General features: G+C 62.2%; 14 protein-coding genes. 11 read left to right on the forward strand and 3 right to left on the reverse strand.

The window, feature by feature from the left end; translation table 11 throughout:
• Positions 1–51: 51 nt before the first annotated feature.
• Genes QGV54_RS12860 through QGV54_RS12875 form a run of 4 tightly spaced genes read left to right on the forward strand, consistent with a single transcriptional unit; the run spans position 52 to position 3,716 of the window.
• Positions 52–414: an STAS domain-containing protein gene (locus QGV54_RS12860; protein WP_281016417.1), complete on the forward strand. Its 363-nt coding sequence runs from the start codon at positions 52–54 to the stop codon at positions 412–414.
• 1 nt (position 415) lies between these two features.
• Positions 416–820 (forward strand): hypothetical protein, encoded by a 405-nt coding sequence (locus QGV54_RS12865; protein WP_281016416.1) that lies wholly within the window; start codon positions 416–418, stop codon positions 818–820.
• Positions 821–852: 32 nt separating this feature from the next.
• Positions 853–2,970 (forward strand): SLBB domain-containing protein, encoded by a 2,118-nt coding sequence (locus QGV54_RS12870; protein WP_281016415.1) that lies wholly within the window; start codon positions 853–855, stop codon positions 2,968–2,970.
• Positions 2,970–3,716 (forward strand): hypothetical protein, encoded by a 747-nt coding sequence (locus tag QGV54_RS12875; RefSeq protein ID WP_281016414.1) that lies wholly within the window; start codon positions 2,970–2,972, stop codon positions 3,714–3,716. The genes QGV54_RS12870 and QGV54_RS12875 overlap by 1 nt, the downstream gene beginning before the upstream one ends.
• On the opposite strand, the gene QGV54_RS12880 is transcribed toward QGV54_RS12875, so the two are convergent.
• Positions 3,694–7,785, reverse strand: coding sequence for a PAS-domain containing protein (locus QGV54_RS12880; RefSeq protein WP_281019934.1), 4,092 nt, complete (start codon positions 7,783–7,785; stop codon positions 3,694–3,696). The genes QGV54_RS12875 and QGV54_RS12880 overlap by 23 nt on opposite strands.
• A 6-nt stretch (positions 7,786–7,791) precedes the next feature.
• Entirely contained in the window at positions 7,792–8,166 is a 375-nt protein-coding gene (locus QGV54_RS12885; RefSeq protein ID WP_281019935.1) for a hypothetical protein, read from the reverse strand.
• 1,701 nt (positions 8,167–9,867) lie between these two features.
• Between QGV54_RS12885 and QGV54_RS12890 the strand changes: the two genes are divergently transcribed.
• From QGV54_RS12890 to QGV54_RS12900, 3 genes are all read left to right on the forward strand, one after another.
• A complete protein-coding gene (locus QGV54_RS12890) occupies positions 9,868–11,349 on the forward strand; it encodes a DNA methyltransferase (protein WP_281019936.1) in 1,482 nt (493 codons plus the stop codon).
• Positions 11,346–12,329: a DUF5681 domain-containing protein gene (locus QGV54_RS12895; RefSeq protein ID WP_281019937.1), complete on the forward strand. Its 984-nt coding sequence runs from the start codon at positions 11,346–11,348 to the stop codon at positions 12,327–12,329. The genes QGV54_RS12890 and QGV54_RS12895 overlap by 4 nt, the downstream gene beginning before the upstream one ends.
• A 145-nt stretch (positions 12,330–12,474) precedes the next feature.
• The gene (locus tag QGV54_RS12900) at positions 12,475–13,299 is read left to right on the forward strand and encodes a nucleotidyltransferase domain-containing protein (protein ID WP_281019609.1); all 825 of its coding nucleotides are present in this window, start codon (positions 12,475–12,477) and stop codon (positions 13,297–13,299) included.
• A 153-nt stretch (positions 13,300–13,452) separates the two neighbouring features.
• On the opposite strand, the gene QGV54_RS12905 is transcribed toward QGV54_RS12900, so the two are convergent.
• Positions 13,453–13,890, reverse strand: coding sequence for a helix-turn-helix domain-containing protein (locus tag QGV54_RS12905; protein ID WP_281019938.1), 438 nt, complete (start codon positions 13,888–13,890; stop codon positions 13,453–13,455).
• A 72-nt stretch (positions 13,891–13,962) separates the two neighbouring features.
• Between QGV54_RS12905 and QGV54_RS12910 the strand changes: the two genes are divergently transcribed.
• Genes QGV54_RS12910 through merA form a run of 4 tightly spaced genes read left to right on the forward strand, consistent with a single transcriptional unit; the run spans position 13,963 to position 16,418 of the window.
• Positions 13,963–14,370 carry a mercuric transporter MerT family protein gene (locus tag QGV54_RS12910; protein WP_281019939.1) on the forward strand — a complete coding sequence of 136 codons (408 nt, stop codon included), beginning with the start codon at positions 13,963–13,965 and terminating at the stop codon, positions 14,368–14,370.
• The gene (locus QGV54_RS12915) at positions 14,304–14,726 is read left to right on the forward strand and encodes a cation transporter (RefSeq protein WP_281019940.1); all 423 of its coding nucleotides are present in this window, start codon (positions 14,304–14,306) and stop codon (positions 14,724–14,726) included. Before QGV54_RS12910 ends, QGV54_RS12915 begins: the two co-directional genes overlap by 67 nt.
• 1 nt (position 14,727) lies before the next feature.
• The gene (merF, locus tag QGV54_RS12920; protein WP_281019941.1) at positions 14,728–14,985 is read left to right on the forward strand and encodes a mercury resistance system transport protein MerF; all 258 of its coding nucleotides are present in this window, start codon (positions 14,728–14,730) and stop codon (positions 14,983–14,985) included.
• On the forward strand, positions 14,985–16,418 hold the full coding sequence (gene merA, locus QGV54_RS12925; RefSeq protein ID WP_281019942.1) for a mercury(II) reductase: 1,434 nt from the start codon (positions 14,985–14,987) through the stop codon (positions 16,416–16,418). The genes merF and merA overlap by 1 nt, the downstream gene beginning before the upstream one ends.
• The last annotated feature ends 43 nt before the right edge of the window (positions 16,419–16,461 follow it).

The following is a 16,461-nucleotide window of genomic DNA, read 5'->3' on the forward strand; positions in this document are numbered from 1 at the left end:
TGGCTCGGCCATTGCGAATGTCGGTTCAACCAACACGCAAGGAGACCGACAATGACTGAATTCCGCTTCGACGCCCCAGGTGCCCTGTTCTTCCGTCCCGAGGGTCCGCTGGACGCCATCGGGGTCCTGGCATGTGAAAGCCATGTCGAAACCATCACGGACATCTCTGTCGAGCACATCACCATCGACCTGTCCGATGTCTCCTTCATGGACCCGTCGGGCCTCGGGCTGCTGGTTGACATCGCCAAGCGCATGAAGATGCGCGGCGGGGAGTTCGTCATCCGGGGCGTCCATGGCCAGCCGCAGCGCATGCTGGAGCGTCTGAATCTGATGCGTCCGCTGAATGTGCAGACGGCCACCGAGACCAGCGCCAGGCCGGCCGTTGCGGCATACGCCGCGGCCCAGGCAGCCTGAGATGAGGGCTCCGGGCAAGTTCTTCCTGCTGGCCGGTGTGGCGGTGGGCCTTGGTGCCTGTTCCGTCACCTGGCCGCCCGAGCACGGCGGCGGCGCGGCGGAAATCTCCACCCGCACCTACCCCGCCGCGATCATCGATGCAGCCAGCGAGGGCGAGATCGCCCTGCAGGTCCGGCACGCCAACTGCCTGCGCAAGCTTGAGCAGTTGACCAACGACGGCGCGATGCGCTGGGCACCTGCCGAGCTGGTGCTGGCGGAACGTCTCGCCATTCGCGCCGGACGCGAGATCGCCGGCGGTCTGGACGCCGACGGCGCTGCCAACCTGATCGCCCTGAACGAACGCATGCAGAGGATCGAAGACGCCATCGCGCGGGCGGCCAAGCCGCGCAATGGCGTCGCCCTCTGACTGACAGATCCCGAAGGTGAGGAGCACCCGAGATGACGCGTTTTCACACGACAGCCATTTACACGATGCTGGCCATCCTGGCCCTTCTGTTCGCCCGCCCGGTGCTGGCTGAAGAACCCGTACTGGCGGCAGGTGACATCATCCAGATCGTCCTGCCGGGCGAGCCGGACTTCGATCAGCCCTACCAGCTCGACAGTCGCGGCATGGTCACGCTGCCGGAAGTCGGTGCGCTGCCGCTCGCCGGCATTGACACCGATACCGCGCGCCGTCGTGTCAATCTGGCGCTGTCCAGCGCCTATCGCGACCTCTCCCAGCTGAAGGTCCTGATCAAGGAACGCCGCCTGATGGTGTCGGTCATGGGCTTCGTGAAGACACCAAAGGACGTCGACCTGCCCGCCAACGGCAACGTGCAGATGGCAATCTCCGCGGCCGGAGGTCTTCGCCAGGGCGCGCAGATGAACCTGTTTCAGTTGCGCCGCAACGGTTCGACCAGCACCTTCGACTACAAACGCTACCTGGACACCGGCGATGCCAGCGCGATTCCCGTGCTGCAGTCGGGTGATACCCTGTTCGTCCCCTCCTCCCCGCTGATCGGCAATGTCGAGGTCGAGTTCGATGCACGCACCCTGACGGCCGCCGGTGATGCCGGTGAGGAAACCGGCGCGGTGAAGGTCTTCGGCGAAGTTCAGAACCCGGGCACCTTCTCCTTCAAGTCCAACCAGACCGTCGTCGACGTGATCATGCGTGCCGGTGGCCTCACCCGTTACGCCGGTGTCGAGAAGATCCGTGTCATCAATGACGGGTCGCCCATCGTCTTCGACCTGAAGAAATACTTCGACACCGGTGACGCCAGCCTGCTGCCCACCCTGACGGAAGCCGCGACCATCTACGTGCCGATCAATGTGGACGAGGTGAAGGCCGGGGTGCGCACGGTGTATGTCATGGGCGAGGTCGCCAAGCCCGGGTCCTATGAGATGACCGAAGGCGCCAACTTCTTTGACGTCCTGGCCAACTCTGGCGGTCCGAACCGCTATGCCGAGACCCGCCAGTTGCGGGTCATCCGGGCGAGCGGCGAGGTCATCGCTTTCGATCTGGCGAGCTATACCGAAGGACGTCCCGGCATCACCGTGCCGTCAATCGGTCCCGGCGACGCGATCTTCGTACCGGAGAAGACCGATCAGCTCGAGAAATCCTGGCTGAAGATCGGCAATGACCGCGCCATCCGCATCATCGGCCAGGTGAACAAGCCCGGCCGCTACGAATGGTCAGACGAGATGAGCCTGCTCGATCTGGTCGCCCACGCCGGCGGTCCGACCCAGTACGGCGACGCGACGCAGATCCGTATCCTTCAGAAGAACGGCGATCAGGCCCAGGCGACGGTCTTCGACCTGCAGGGCTTCATCAACAATGGCGGTTCGCTGAGTGACCTGCCGCGCCTTCGGGCAGGCGACACCGTGACCTTGCCGGAACTGCCCCGCGATCCCAGTGACAACCGCAGCCAGTGGACCCGTCTCGACAGCGAACGTGCCATCTACGTGATGGGATCTGTCGGTGCGCCGGGTCGCTATGCCTTCAATCCGAATCTGCATTTCCTGGACATCATCTCTGCCGCCAACGGACCGACGCCGACTGCCGATATCCGCAACATCCGGATCAGCCACCGCAATCGGGAGGGTTCCGAGGTCTCGAAGGTCGACCTGGCACTCTATTTCGAAACCGGTGACCCGTCGCTGCTGCCGCAGGTTGTTCCTGGCGACGTGATCTATGTCCCGAACAGGGACCGGGACTACACCGAAACCGACCCGGGCAGGATGGTGCGTGTTCTGGGATCAGTACGCACGCCGGGCCGCTACACGTTCAACGACAGCATGACGATCCTCGACCTGCTCGCCGAGGCCGGTGGGCCCTCTGCCGACGCCTGGCAGGAGAAGATCGTCGTCGTGCAGGTCGTGGATGGCGAGCCGCGGGCGACCGCATTCGATCTGGTTAAGTTTGCACGCGGTGGCGATTTCTCGAACCTGCCGGTCGTGCGCGCCGGGGACACGGTCTATGTGCCCTCCGTCAGCCAGAGTGACTGGCAGATATTCATGAACGGCGTCCGTGACGTGTTCCAGGTGGTGTCGATCTTCGCGATCCTGGGGGCAATCTGATGGGCATCTTCAGACAGGCAATCACCCTCCCCGCTCCGACCAGTTTCCCGCTGGATCATACCGAGCTCGACCACCTGGGCGCACAGATCGCCCAGGCAGCAAAAGATGGCCATCCGGTGCGGGTACTGGTGACCGGCCCCGGCCGTGGCACAGGCTCCTCAACCCTTGCCTGGGCGCTGGCGCAGCGGGCCGCACTGGAAGGGCAAAGGGTGCTGTTCCTTGATCTCGACCCCCTGGTGCCCTTCACCCAGCATGTTCTGGCTCTGGATACCGCTGACGAGATCAAGATTGTCGGTACTCTCATATCCCGCCCATGGTCGGTGCCAGGCCGGCAACTGGATGTCGCCTGCGTCAATACCGCGATCGCCGCCCATGCGAACCGGTCGGAGATCGGCGGGCAACTCGCGGATGAGCTTGACCGACTGTCCATGAACTACGACCTGGTCGTTGCCGACAGTGCCCCGGTTGCCGCCCGCCGGAGCACCGGGGCGCTGGACGGGTGCGCGGTTGCAGCCCGGTTTCATCTGACCTTCGTGACCGCACTTTCGGGAATGACGAACGCAGGACAGCTGGAGACGGTGATCACGCGCCTTGCCAAGATGGGCGCACGGGTTGGCGGGATCGTCCTGAACGAACGCGACATGGAACGGCCGCTGGAAGGCCTGTTGCGGCGGGCGAAGCAGGTCGCGGCCCGCTGGCCCTGGATGCCGAGATTGCTGGGTATCAGGTCCCGAACCGCGTTCTGACATATTCCCGCAACTCGCTGACTGATGCCTCGGCGAGTTGCCGGATGCCTCTCGCCATGGCAAGAGCACTGTCATCATCACCGTTGGCGACGGCGGCTTCGATGGCCCGACAGGTCCGGAACAGGCGCATCGCCCCCAGTGAACCACAGCTGCTGCCGATCCGGTGGGCAACGGAGTCCAGCGCCACGACGTCCTTCTCGTCCAGTGCAGTCTCGAACTCGGGGATTGCGCCTTCCAGATGCTCGGAGAAGACACGGGCAATTTCGGGCACGACCGCCTCCGATGTCTCTTCGGCAAGGCGCTCGATCACATCGATGTCCAGCACAGGATCGCCAATGCCCGTGGCAGCAGGTGCCGCGACCGCTTCAGTGCCCTGATCCCTGAAGACCCAACGGTCGATCGTCCGGATGAGGTGCTGACGATCAATCGGCTTGGCGATGAAATCGTCCATGCCCGACGCGAGAATGTTCGACTTCTCGCTGTCCAAGACGTGCGCCGTCATGGCAACGATCGGAACATCAGCACGTTCACCCGGCAGCGCCCGAATGGCCGCCGTTGCGCTCAGGCCGTCCATTACCGGCATGCCGACATCCATCAGCACAGCCTCGTAGGACCGGCGCTGGACGGCACGCACGGCTTCCTCACCGTTGCCGGCGATATCGAGCCGGAACCCTGCCTTCTCCAGCATGACGCGTATGACCAGCTGATTGGCCGGATTGTCTTCGGCGACCAGCAGGCGCACGTTGCGTCGGCGATCCATGTCGGCGGCCACATCCTGCGGGCTCGCTTCAACGGGTCGAACCGGCGTCGCCGTCTTCTCGAGTTCGACCTCGAACCAGAAGTCGCTTCCCGTGCCGGTCTCGGTCGAGAAACCGATCTCTCCGCCGATGGTCTCCACGATCCGCTGGCATATGGCGAGGCCGAGACCGGTACCACCCATGGCATCCCCTGCCCCGGTCGAACTGGAGAACTCGGAGAACATATGGTCGCGAAGGTCTTCCGGCACGCCGGAGCCGGTATCTCGCACGGAGAACCGGAGCCTGGGGCGGCTTTCCGTACCGCCGACGGTCCCGATCCGGAAGGTGACACTGCCCTGCTCCGTGAACCGGATCGCGTTGGAGCCGAAGTTCAGAAGCACCTGTCGCAGCCGTCCCGGGTCTCCCAGCAGGGGCGTCGGAAGATCCGACGGCGCCTCGAGGCGGAGGTCGATACCCCTGTCCACGGCGCGTGGCGACAGCACCTCCACCACCACCCGCGCAAGGTCCGCAGGATCGAAGGGCGAAATTTCCAGTTCCAGCTTGCCGGCTTCCATCTTCGAGAAGTCGAGGATGTCATTGATGACCGTGAGCAGGGCCTCTGCAGACGTGCGCCCTGTAACGACATAACGGCTCTGTTCGCTTGACAGTTCGGTATCGGAGAGCAGGCCCAGAACACCCAGAACCGCGTTCAGCGGTGTCCGGATCTCGTGGCTCATCATGGCCAGGAAACGGCTCTTCGCGCGGTTCGCCTCCTCGGCACGGTCGCGCTGCAGCATCAGTTCCGCCTCGGCCCGCTTCAGGCTCGACACGTCGAACCCGTACAGGTTGACTTCCTGCTTCTCGGGGATGGGACTCAACAGCACGCTGTACTGGATGTCGCCCACACCGATTTCCATGTTGGCTGGCACACTGGAGGCAAGTGTCTCGTAGATCTTCTGTTGCCAGGCAGTGGTCGGGCGTGAACCCACCGAGACATTGAGGTGGTTGGCCAGCGGCCCGCTGGCCTCGTTGGCATAGAGCAGTTCACCGCGTCCGTCGAAACGCATCACCGGTGCCGGGTTTTCGTTCGGCAGGCGGGCCATGTCCTGCACGCGTTGCTCGGCGCTTCTGCGCTCCGAGATGTCCCTGATGTAGCTGACGAATTCCGGCCCGTCGCCGCTGTCGACCACGTTGATCGCAAGTTCGATCGGGAAGATGCGGTCGGAGGCATCCATCGCATCGATCTCGATACGGTTGCCGATCACGGGTCCTTCACCGGTGACGAGATAGCGGGCGAGTCCGTTCCGGTGCGCTTCCCGCATGTCGCGGGGAATGATCAGATCAGCCATCTCCCTGCCGACCACATCCGCCGCACGGTAACCGAACAGCGTTTCGGCCGCCGGGTTGAAGGTCACCACCTTGCCTTCGGCATCCATCACGATCACGCAGTCAAGCGCCACATCGATGGTCGCCCGAAGGCGTTTCTCGCTTTCCTGAAGCTCGAACTCCCGGCGTTTCAGCTCGGAAATATCGATCCGGAAACCCACGGTGCCGCCATCCGGGGTGCGCCGTTCGATGATCCGCAGCCAGCGACCGTCGCCCAGCTGCTGCTCCAGCGGTTCCTCCGGTGGGTTCCTGTGCAGCGCCAGGCGCGCGGCCACCCATTCCTCGATACGCCATTCGGACCCGGCGTACTGTCCGCGTTCGGCGCCGGTACGGATGATGTGTTCAAAGGTGTTGCCGGACAACATGACGTCCGCGCTGTTTGCGTAGAAATCGCGATATTTCTGGTTGCAGATCACCAACCGGTCGTCCGCGTCATACAGGACGAAAGCGTCGGGCACGGCCTCGATTGCCGATACCAGGCGCGTTTGCGCGATCTGCAGTTCCAGTTCCCGCTGCTTGATCTCCGTGATGTCGGTTCGGAAACCGACAATGCCGCCTTCCGGTGTTCGACGTTCGGTGATGCGTATCCATCGCCCTGAGGCCAGCTGCTTCTCGATCGGGTCTTCCGGCGGGTTCCGGTGTGCATGCATCCGGTCGGCAATCCATTCTTCCTCCCGTCCGACCGCTGCCAGATATTCGCCACGCTCGACACCGGCGCGAAGCCCGTCCTCGAACCGCGTGCCCGGCTCCATCATTTCCGGCGCATTTCCGTAGATCTCACGGTACTTCTGGTTGCAGATGACCAGGCGATCCTCCGCATCAAAGAGAACAAAGCCGTCAGGCACGGTCTCGATTGCCGCGAGCAGCCGCTCCTGCAGCATTCGCGCTGTCTCCTGTGCCTCCCGTTCCTTGGTCCGGTCGGTGAGAACGCCTGTGAACAGCCGCTCGCCATCCAGCCGGGTCTCGCTGAAGGAAATATCGCCCATCAGACGTCGGCCGGACTTGTGCACCGCAGTCAGGGTGGTCTGCCTGCCCGGCAGATCGACCGCTCCGGCCAGGTAGGCCTGGAACACCTTCTCGTAGATCGCGTACTGATCGGCCGGCATCAGGTCGCGCACGTGCAGCCGCAGGAATTCTTCCTCGGTGTAGCCGAACTGCTCGCAGACCGCCTTGTTGCAGCCAACGATCCTGAGGTTCAGATCGTGGGTCAGCAGCCCCTCGGAAAGAGCGTCGAAGATCGAAGACATGAGCCGGTCACGCTCGGAACGCTGATCTTCGAGCCGCGCTGCCTGCTCCCGTTCGGCTGCCACTCTCTCGGCTTCGATCCGGTCCAGAAAGGCGCTGGAAATCTGGCCGATCTCGTCCGGCTTGGCGGCAATCCTTCTGAGCCGTGTCAGATCCGGATTGGTCCCCCCTGTTACATCCAGTACCGATCGCAGACGCCGCTGCACGATGACATAGTTGGCCAGCAACGCGCTGAGCAGTGCACCTGCCAGGGACACACCAAGTGCCGCAAGCACGAACAGCCGCTCCTCCCGCAATGTCTCGGTAATCCAGCTGCCGCCGTAATCGATCCTCAGGACGCCGTCCGGCTTCAGCGTGAAATCGACGTTCTTCCTGCTCTGGCGTTCGACACAGCCGCGGTTCGGCCAGCCGACCAGCACCCCCCCGTCGGTATCCAGCACGGTCACGCACCGGATGGACCGGTATCCCTGCGCGAGACGCAGCAGGTGAACGACGTCGGCATTCGCCTCGTGTCGTCTGGCTTCGGAAAGCGCCGTTGACAGATGGTGACCGAGGGAAGCGACCTGGGCCGCCACTTCAGATTCCATCGCGTCGCGGCGGAACTGGTCGTACCAGATCAGGAACCCCCCGGCGAATGCCAGAAACATCACCGCAAAGACAACAGTCACCCGTACGGCAAGGGAGGACAGGAGTTTCTTCAAAGGACGCTATTTGCCCATTGTCTTGCGAATTGAATCGCGTGAATCGAACAGGGTCTGCGTGATCGCGAAGCCATCCCTGACAGGCATCACGAGGAAATCGACCTCATATGTCGTTCCGCCATCCGCCACGAAATCAGCGCACAGGAAATAGCCGTTGCGAAACGGGACGATCTTGGGATGCAGGCTGGCGGGAGACAGTTTCAGAAGTTCGCCGGAGTCCGTATTGAAGATGACGTAGCGCCCATCCGACTCCCGCTCGCCCAGAAACGAAAGCAGCGTGGACTGCAACGCGATCATGCGGCTCTGGTCCAGTTCCGCGTGTGCCGTGTTGATGCTGCAGAACAGGACGATGGCAGCGGCAAGAGATGCGATCTGACGCATTGAAGGGATTCCCCGTGATGGTTGAACTCGATCCTACAGCCAATGCAATTCGACTGCCAGAACGCGGTACGCCCCGTCTCGACGACATCCGTCAGCTTCGAGAGTGTTCCTCACTCAGGCAAGTTGGCCTTCCGCCCCCCCCTGTCCGTTGTCGTCATCCCGAGCATCAGACACTATGGGAGCGGAACGGGACCCGTTGCTGATCGTGTGGGAGGTGTCCCCGGGAATCTCGACCGGATCACATTGCCGCCTGACCGCACGCCGGTCGCATCCATCGCCTGGCCACAAAGCCATGCTACCGAGCCAATCAGACGCACAACGCAGGATCAGGAGTGGTACTGGCGCATATTGCGCCGCGAATGAACCAGTAAACTCATCAAGATATAGAGGTAATGGCGGTCCGTGTAGTCAGTTGCGAACCCGTCTCTGGGTGCCGTTTGCCTGTTTACAGGGAAGAACAGGGAATTTTCGGCATTTTCGGCCGTGGAGAAGCGCTTTCCGCTGCCGTAACCCCCTGAGAAACAGCCTCTTTCCGCCCGAATTCCCTGTGACCAATAACAGGGAATTCAGATGCCGGAACAGGGTGCTGGAATCCGCGAGCAGGGAATCTGGATAGGCTTGCAGGGAACCCCGCTTCGAAGAGCAGCGAACCCCCACGGAACAGGCGTCAGTCTGCGGCTCCAAGGGCGCCTCGGGTCGCTGTTCCTGACAACGCCATGCACGCCTGGCCCGCAGCAACACCGGCTTCCACGGACCTTGCAACTGCGCACTCGGCAGGCCGGGTTCCGGCGCACCTCGCATGGGGACAACAGACGCTGTGCACCGGAATGGACAGCCACCAGCCATGGTCGGACATACGCCGAGGCACTTCGGGATGCGGGATGGGACGCGCCTGAAGCGGGACGGGGTTGCGCGTTAGTGGGACGATAGTGGGATGACACGAGGGTAAACCGGGACAGGTTCGCACCTTACCGGGACGATGGTGGGACAGGGTGGCGCCAAGCTGGGATGGAAATCAAATGACGCGGGACGGAATGGCCGCATTGTGGGACAGACCCGGGACGGCCTGCAGGAGCGGTACGCAAGGTCTACCGCAACCGTCGTACGGCGGTTCTGTGCTGCGAGCCTCCCGCCAGAATCCCTGCGGGCACTCGACCATCCGTGATGCTCCATGTGCCCTTGCTGCAATCGGCGGAAGCGTCGGATGCTCGCTCTGCCGCGAGGGATGTTGAATGTCTCTCGGTCAAATGCGGCATCCACCACCATGCAACGCGATCTGGTGCGGATACGGCACCCGGTCGGTCACTTCTGCCCCGTCTGCATGGTCTCGAGACAGACTGATTCGCACGATGATTCGCCGGTTCCGCACCTGATGTCAGCCCTTCGTTGGCGGTATTGGCCCCGATTCCGACCCCGATCCTCCCCACCGCCCAAAAAATCGGTGGAGGGTTTCTGAACGCTCCTAAAACGCTTGAACGCTCTAAAACGCCTTTTGAACGCCTGTTTTGAGCCATTAAAACGCTCGCGGCTTCGAGCGTTCTGAAATCGAGGCATGCGAGACGGGTTCTTCCACAGGTTTTGCAGCAGAACGCTTTGACATTCCCGCAAGGATCGCGAATGCGTGGATGAAGGGCGCGATGAGAACAGAACGTGATCATTCGTGTCCCCGTACAAGCCAACGCCATGTCGGAGAACCCGAGAATGAGTTCCAGAACCCAGCGCCGCGCAGGCGGTGCGAAGCAGTCCGACCGGACCCGGAGCAGAAGCCCGGAACGGGTCGTATCCACGATCACCGAGCGCCGCATCGATGCGCTGCGCCCCTACGAGGGCAATGCCCGGACCCACTCACGACGGCAGATCCGCCAGATCGCCGACAGCATCGATCGCTTCGGCTTCACCAACCCGGTGCTGATTGCCGATGATGACACCATCATCGCAGGCCATGGCCGCGTGCTGGCGGCACGGTCGCTCGGCATGACGGAGGTGCCGACGGTGCGTCTTTCGCACATGAGCGAAGCCGAACGCAGGGCCTACATCCTGGCCGACAACAAGCTCGCCCTGAATGCGGGCTGGGACCAGGACCTGCTGGCGATCGAACTGCAGGGACTGATCGATCTCGACTTCGACGTGGAACTGACCGGCTTCTCGCTGGCGGAGATCGATTTTACCCTCGATGCGGCGAGCGAACGGGAGACACCGGGACCGGCGGCACCGGAGGACGATATCCCGCCACTGCCGCAGACAGCGATCAGCCGACCGGGCGATCTCTGGCGCTGCGGGCGCCATCGCCTGCTCTGCGGTGATGCCCGCTCATCTGCCGACTACGATCTGCTGCTGGAACAGGAGCAGGTCGATCTCGTCTTCACCGACCCGCCCTACAATGTAGCAATCGATGGTCATGTCTCCGGGCTCGGCAAGGTACGCCACCGGGAGTTTGCCTTCGCCTCGGGCGAGATGTCGGAGGACGCCTTCACCGCCTTCCTGACCGGGACGCTGGGAGCGGCGGCGGATCGCTGTCGCGACGGCGCCATCGCCTTCGTCTGCATGGACTGGCGGCACATGGGGGAGTTGCTCGCGGCGGGCCGCACGGTCTTCTCGGAACTGAAGAACCTCTGCGTCTGGAACAAGACCAATGGTGGCATGGGGAGCTTCTATCGCTCCAAGCATGAGTTGGTCTTCGTCTTCAAGGTGGGGACGGGTCCGCATGTGAACAGCTTCGGTCTCGGCGAGACGGGTCGCTACCGGACCAATGTCTGGGACTATGCCGGCATCAACAGCTTTGGTGCCAGCCGTGACACGGATCTGGCCATGCACCCGACGGTCAAGCCGGTCGCCCTGGTGGCGGATGCGATCAGGGACTGTTCGAAGCGGGGCGATATCGTGCTCGACGGCTTTGGCGGTTCGGGCACGACCCTGATCGCCGCAGAGCAGGTTGGTCGGAAGGCACGGCTGCTGGAGTTCGATCCGGCCTATTGCGACACCATCGTGCGGCGTTGGGAACGCCTTACCGGCAAGCACGCCACCCTGGAGGCGACGGGTGAGCGTTTCGAGGACGTGGAGGAATATCGCCTGGCGGAGACGGGTACGGCAGACCCCAACCCTGATGGCGACACGCTCCCACCGGACGAAGCCGACGAAGCGGTCACACTGGCAGTCAATATCGAGACGGAGACACGCAGATGAGCGGTAACCGGGACCACAAGCAGGGGCACCCGGTGCGCAATCGTCGTTCGCAGAAGCGCGATGCGCCGTTAGGGGAAGATGACCGCACCGATAACGGGCATGACCAGCGCGGCATGAGCAGCGACGGCTACGAAGTCGGCTTCCGCAAGCCACCACGGTCAACACGGTTCAAAAAGGGCAAGTCCGGCAATCCACGAGGACGACCGAAGAAGCCCAAGCCGGAACCCATTCATCTGGCGGATGCCCCTGCCGACACCTTCCTCGAACAGGAAGCCTATCGTCTGCTGACGTTCCGGGAGAACGGCCAGGAGGTCCAGCTTCCGGCCACACAGGCGGTGGTTCGCTCATCGATCATGTCCGCGCTCAAGGGCAACCGCCTGTCTCAGCGCTTTGTCATCGAGCTCATGGACCGGAAGGAGGAGCAGTATCTTGAGTTGCGCCTGAAACGGTTCTTGCGTCTGGAGAAGCTGAAGGCCGAGGGCGAGGCGAAGATAGCCGAACATCAGAAGCGGGGCCTGCCACCGCCTGACCTGCTGCCGCATCCGGAAGATATCGTGCTCAACTACCGAACCGGGGAGGCGGAGATCCATGGACCCGAGACCCGCGAGGATCTCCGCGACTGCGCGTACACGGCCGATCTGCGCGATCTCTGCATGATGCAGGCCGCGCTCAGCGAGAAACAACGCCCGAGAACCGAAGCAGGAGACAAGAGCAATGTCCCCACGGCGATGGTGTTTGCCCAACTCATGGACCACCTCCTACCCCGCCGCTTCCAGTGGAGCGAGGTCGAGGAAGTCTCGGTGTTCATGGGCTTCATGGCCGAGGACCGCAAAAAGTTGAAGGCACGGATCGAAAGGGAGATGGCGCGGCTCGAACGCGAACGTCCGCCATCAACGCTGAGTGAAGCCCAACGGGCCCTGGTCGATCGGACTTCGCAACGGCTTGGTGAACAACTCTGGCCAAAGGAGAAAGAGGGCTGACGGCACCCGGTCTGGAGGAAGGTCGGGTAGATTGACAGGCCGAAATGCCGAGAGATCCGAACCCGGCTGGACTTCCGTGGGCGACCAAGCCATTCCCGGTGTTGTAGTTGGCATTTATCCACGAGAAGAGACAAGGAACTTTCCGATGGCACAGCTGCGCCACCTGGGCCCGGGCTTCGACCCGGCTGTCGTTGCCGGAATCGACGCAAAGCTGCACGAGGTCGAGGCGAACCATGGTGTCCGCATTCTGCTGGCCATCGAGAGTGGCAGCCGGGGATGGGGTTTTCCATCGCCGGACAGCGACTATGACTGCCGCTTCATCCATGTCCGCCCGCAATCCGATTATCTGAGCCTCTATCCGCCGCGCGATGTCATCGAGTATCCGCCGGACGCGATCTACGACGTGAACGGCTGGGATCTGGCGAAGACCCTGAAGCTGCTGCTGAAGGGCAATGCCGTGGTGCTGGAATGGCTGATGTCGCCCTTTGTCTATCGCGGCGATGCAGACTTCCGGGCTGAGGCGCTGGCCCTGGCCGACCAGGTGGTACAACCAGCTGCCATCGCGATGCATTACCTGCATCTGGGGGAACGGCAACGGGAGACCGCCTTTGCCGACGGATCAGAGGTCCGGCTGAAGAAGCTGTTCTATGTCCTGCGCCCGGCCCTTGCCTTGCGTTGGATGCGGCTGCATTCGGGCGCGGCGATCGTGCCCATGGCGTTCCGGACCCTGGTGGCGGAGAGCGATGTCTCTGCGGACAGCACCGCGATCATCGACGATCTGCTCGCCCGCAAGGCACAGACGCGCGAGATGGGGCACGGCAGGATGCCACGGGAGATCGGTGCCCTGATCGACGCGGAGTTCGGGTTGGCACGGCAGCGCTGGCCGGAACCGGCAACGCGGCCAGGAGACGAGGCGGTCAGACTGGCGGATGCGTTCTTCCAGAGGTGGGTGAATAGCGGGGACAGCTAAGCAGCGTCTTGGGTCACGGTCCACCAAGGCTCAGGACTCATTGATCATATCCGGTATATGGCGGCTTCTGCGATTGCGATGGCTGACATGAAATGGACCTGTCGCGGTTTTGATGCCGGCGAACTTCGACAGGAAAACGCAGTCTGATCCGGATCAACCACTGCCGATTTCGATATTCGCGAATAGCTTGTCGATGATTGGACAATCAGGGACTTCGCCACCCTCACACTGAGTCGACATGTCCGCGAGTGTCTGCTCCAGTCGCATCAGATCACCGATCTTGGCACGAATGTTACCCAGGTGTTCGACCGTCATTGCGTGAACCTGACCGCAGCTGTAATCGCCGCCGTCGACGAGGCTCAGCAACCCCTTCAGCTCTTCAATGGTAAATCCCAGCTCACGACCTCGCAGGATGAACTTGAGCCTTCTGTGTGCGTCCTGGCCGTACAGACGATATCCATTTTCGGCACGCCTCGGTTCCGGCATCAGGCCGATCTTCTCATAATAGCGAATGGTTTCGATATTTGTCCCGGCGGCCTGTGCCAGGCCGTTCCGGGTCACATGATCGAGAGGGTCGTCGGGTTTGTTCAACATTTCTCTTGAGCCTGTAGGGACTACAGACCCTACCATCCGGCTATGAATTCTACAACGAGAGAGCAAGAAATGCCCGCCACACCGCACGATACCCCGTCTGACGGGGCCGACGGAACAGTCTCTGATATAGAGAGTCGCCGCAGCGGCCTGCTGGCCGGTGCGGGGTTGCTCGGCGCCCTTCTCGCTTCGTCGTGCTGCATCGTGCCCTTGGCATTTGTGACGCTCGGGATCAGCGGCGCGTGGATGAGCAATCTCACCGCGCTTGAACCCTACAAGCCGTACTTCGTGGCCGTAACCCTCCTGATGCTCGGGGCCGGGTTCTGGCACGTCTACATCCGACCAAGGCGGGCGTGCGCGGCGGGGTCCTATTGCGCAAGCCCGGCTTCGGGACGGATTTCCAGGACGCTCCTGTGGCTGGCAACAGCCATCGTGCTGCTGGCCGCGACGATCAATTACTGGGCCCCCCTGTTTTATTAGGAGCAATGATGATGAAACGAACTGCCGCTGTTCTTGTTGCATTGGCATCGATAGGTGCCGTCGGATTGGGGGGAGCCCATGTCCTGTCCAACGCGATGACGGCGAACGCTGCTGAAAGCGCCTCTGTTGCGCAGCAGACGCGGACCTTTGCGGTCCAGAACATGACCTGTGCGCTCTGCCCGATCACGGTTCGGACGGCGATGGAAGCTGTCGAAGGGGTGGAGTCAGTGCAGATCGATCTCGACACAAAGACCGCAGCGGTGGTCTTCGATCCGGCGATCACGACACCGGATCAGATTGCCCGGGCTTCGACCAATGCGGGGTATCCGGCAAATGCGGTTGCCGAAGGCGGCTGACATGAATGATCGCACGATACTGAGGACCGGGATTGGCGGGACAGTGGTTACCGCACTCTGCTGCTTCACGCCAGTGCTGGTCATCCTGCTTGGTGTGACCGGATTGTCGGCCTGGCTGGGCTGGCTGGACTATGTGCTGCTCCCAGCCCTCGCGATCTTTATGGCCATTACGGTCTATGCCCTCTGGCGCAGAAGCAAGCGACAGAATGATGAGTGCTGCGAGACAGACAATGCGCAGGAAAGACGACAGGAACGCTGATGAACAATATCGTCAATATGGACCCGTCACGCGCCGCGGGCGCAGGCTATGATCTGGTTGTTGTCGGGGCGGGGTCGGCCGGATTTTCGGCCGCAATCACTGCGGCGGATGCCGGTGCGCGCGTTGCCCTCGTTGGGCACGGAACCCTTGGCGGTACATGCGTGAATGTCGGCTGTGTTCCCTCAAAGACCCTGATCCGCGCCATGGAAGGCTTGTACGGCGCAAACCTCGGCCGCTTTGCCGGGATCGAAGGCAAGGCGGTGATCAAGGACTGGTCGGCGGTTATCCGACAGAAAGACGATCTGGTGGAGGAGTTGCGGCAGGCCAAATACGCGGACCTGCTTCCGGCCTATGAAGGCGTCAACTATCTCGAAGGCCCGGCCCGCATTGTCGAAGGCGGGGTAGAGGTCAGCGGCAGGTTCATTCGGGCTGCCCGGACCATCATTGCGACGGGATCGCAACCATTGATCCCGGAGATTTCTGGTCTTGGCGACGTTCCCTACCTCACCAGCACAACGGCCTTTGAACTGCAGGATCTCCCGGTGTCCTTGCTGGTCATTGGTGGCGGCTACATCGGCGTGGAGATCGCACAAATGTTCGCTCGTGCGGGCGTGCGCGTCACGATTGTCTGCCGCAGCCGCCTGTTGCCCGAAGCCGAGCCAGAGATCGGCGCAGCCTTGTCGGGGTATTTCCGGGATGAAGGAATCATCGTGCAGCAAGGCGGGAGCTACAGGAACATCGCGGTATCAAGGGATGGCGTGACCTTGCGCGTGGACAGCGACGGCGACCTTGTCGAACTGAACGCTGAGCGGGTGCTTGTCGCAACCGGCCGTCGACCCAATACCGACGGGCTTGGACTGAAGGAACGCGGGATAAGGCAGGAGAGCAATGGCGGCATAGCCGTGGATGATCAGATGCAGAGTTCAGTTGCGGGCATCTATGCGGCGGGCGATGTGACGGGGCGCGACCAGTTTGTCTACATGGCCGCTTATGGTGCAAAGCTGGCCGCAGAGAATGCAGTGAACGGCGTGGCGCGGCGCTACGATGCGACAACGATGCCTTCGGTCGTGTTCACCGATCCGCAAGTAGCGAGCGTCGGTCTCACGGAACAAGCCGCCATGTCAAAGGGGCTAAAGGTTCGCACGTCACTGCTGCCTCTTGAATACTTGCCCAGGGCGCTGGCTGCACGGGACACACGCGGCCTGATCAAGCTCGTTGCCGATGCCGGAACGAACCGGATTCTGGGTGCGCACATCCTGGCTCCCGAGGGAAGCGACAGCATCCAGACGGCAATGCTGGCCATCCGCTTTGGCATGACGGTAGCTGATCTCGCTGACATGATATTCCCGTACCTGACGACTGTAGAAGGGCTGAAGCTGGCCGCACAGACCTTCGACAAGGATATTGCAAGGCTGTCCTGCTGTGCTGGTTAAGCAGAACGCTCTCGCTGTTCCTCGGGTTGTGAATGGACACCTG

Origin of the sequence: Minwuia sp. IMCC3060 (genome assembly GCF_029909435.1) — a bacterium.
Classification (GTDB): domain Bacteria; phylum Pseudomonadota; class Alphaproteobacteria; order Minwuiales; family Minwuiaceae; genus Minwuia.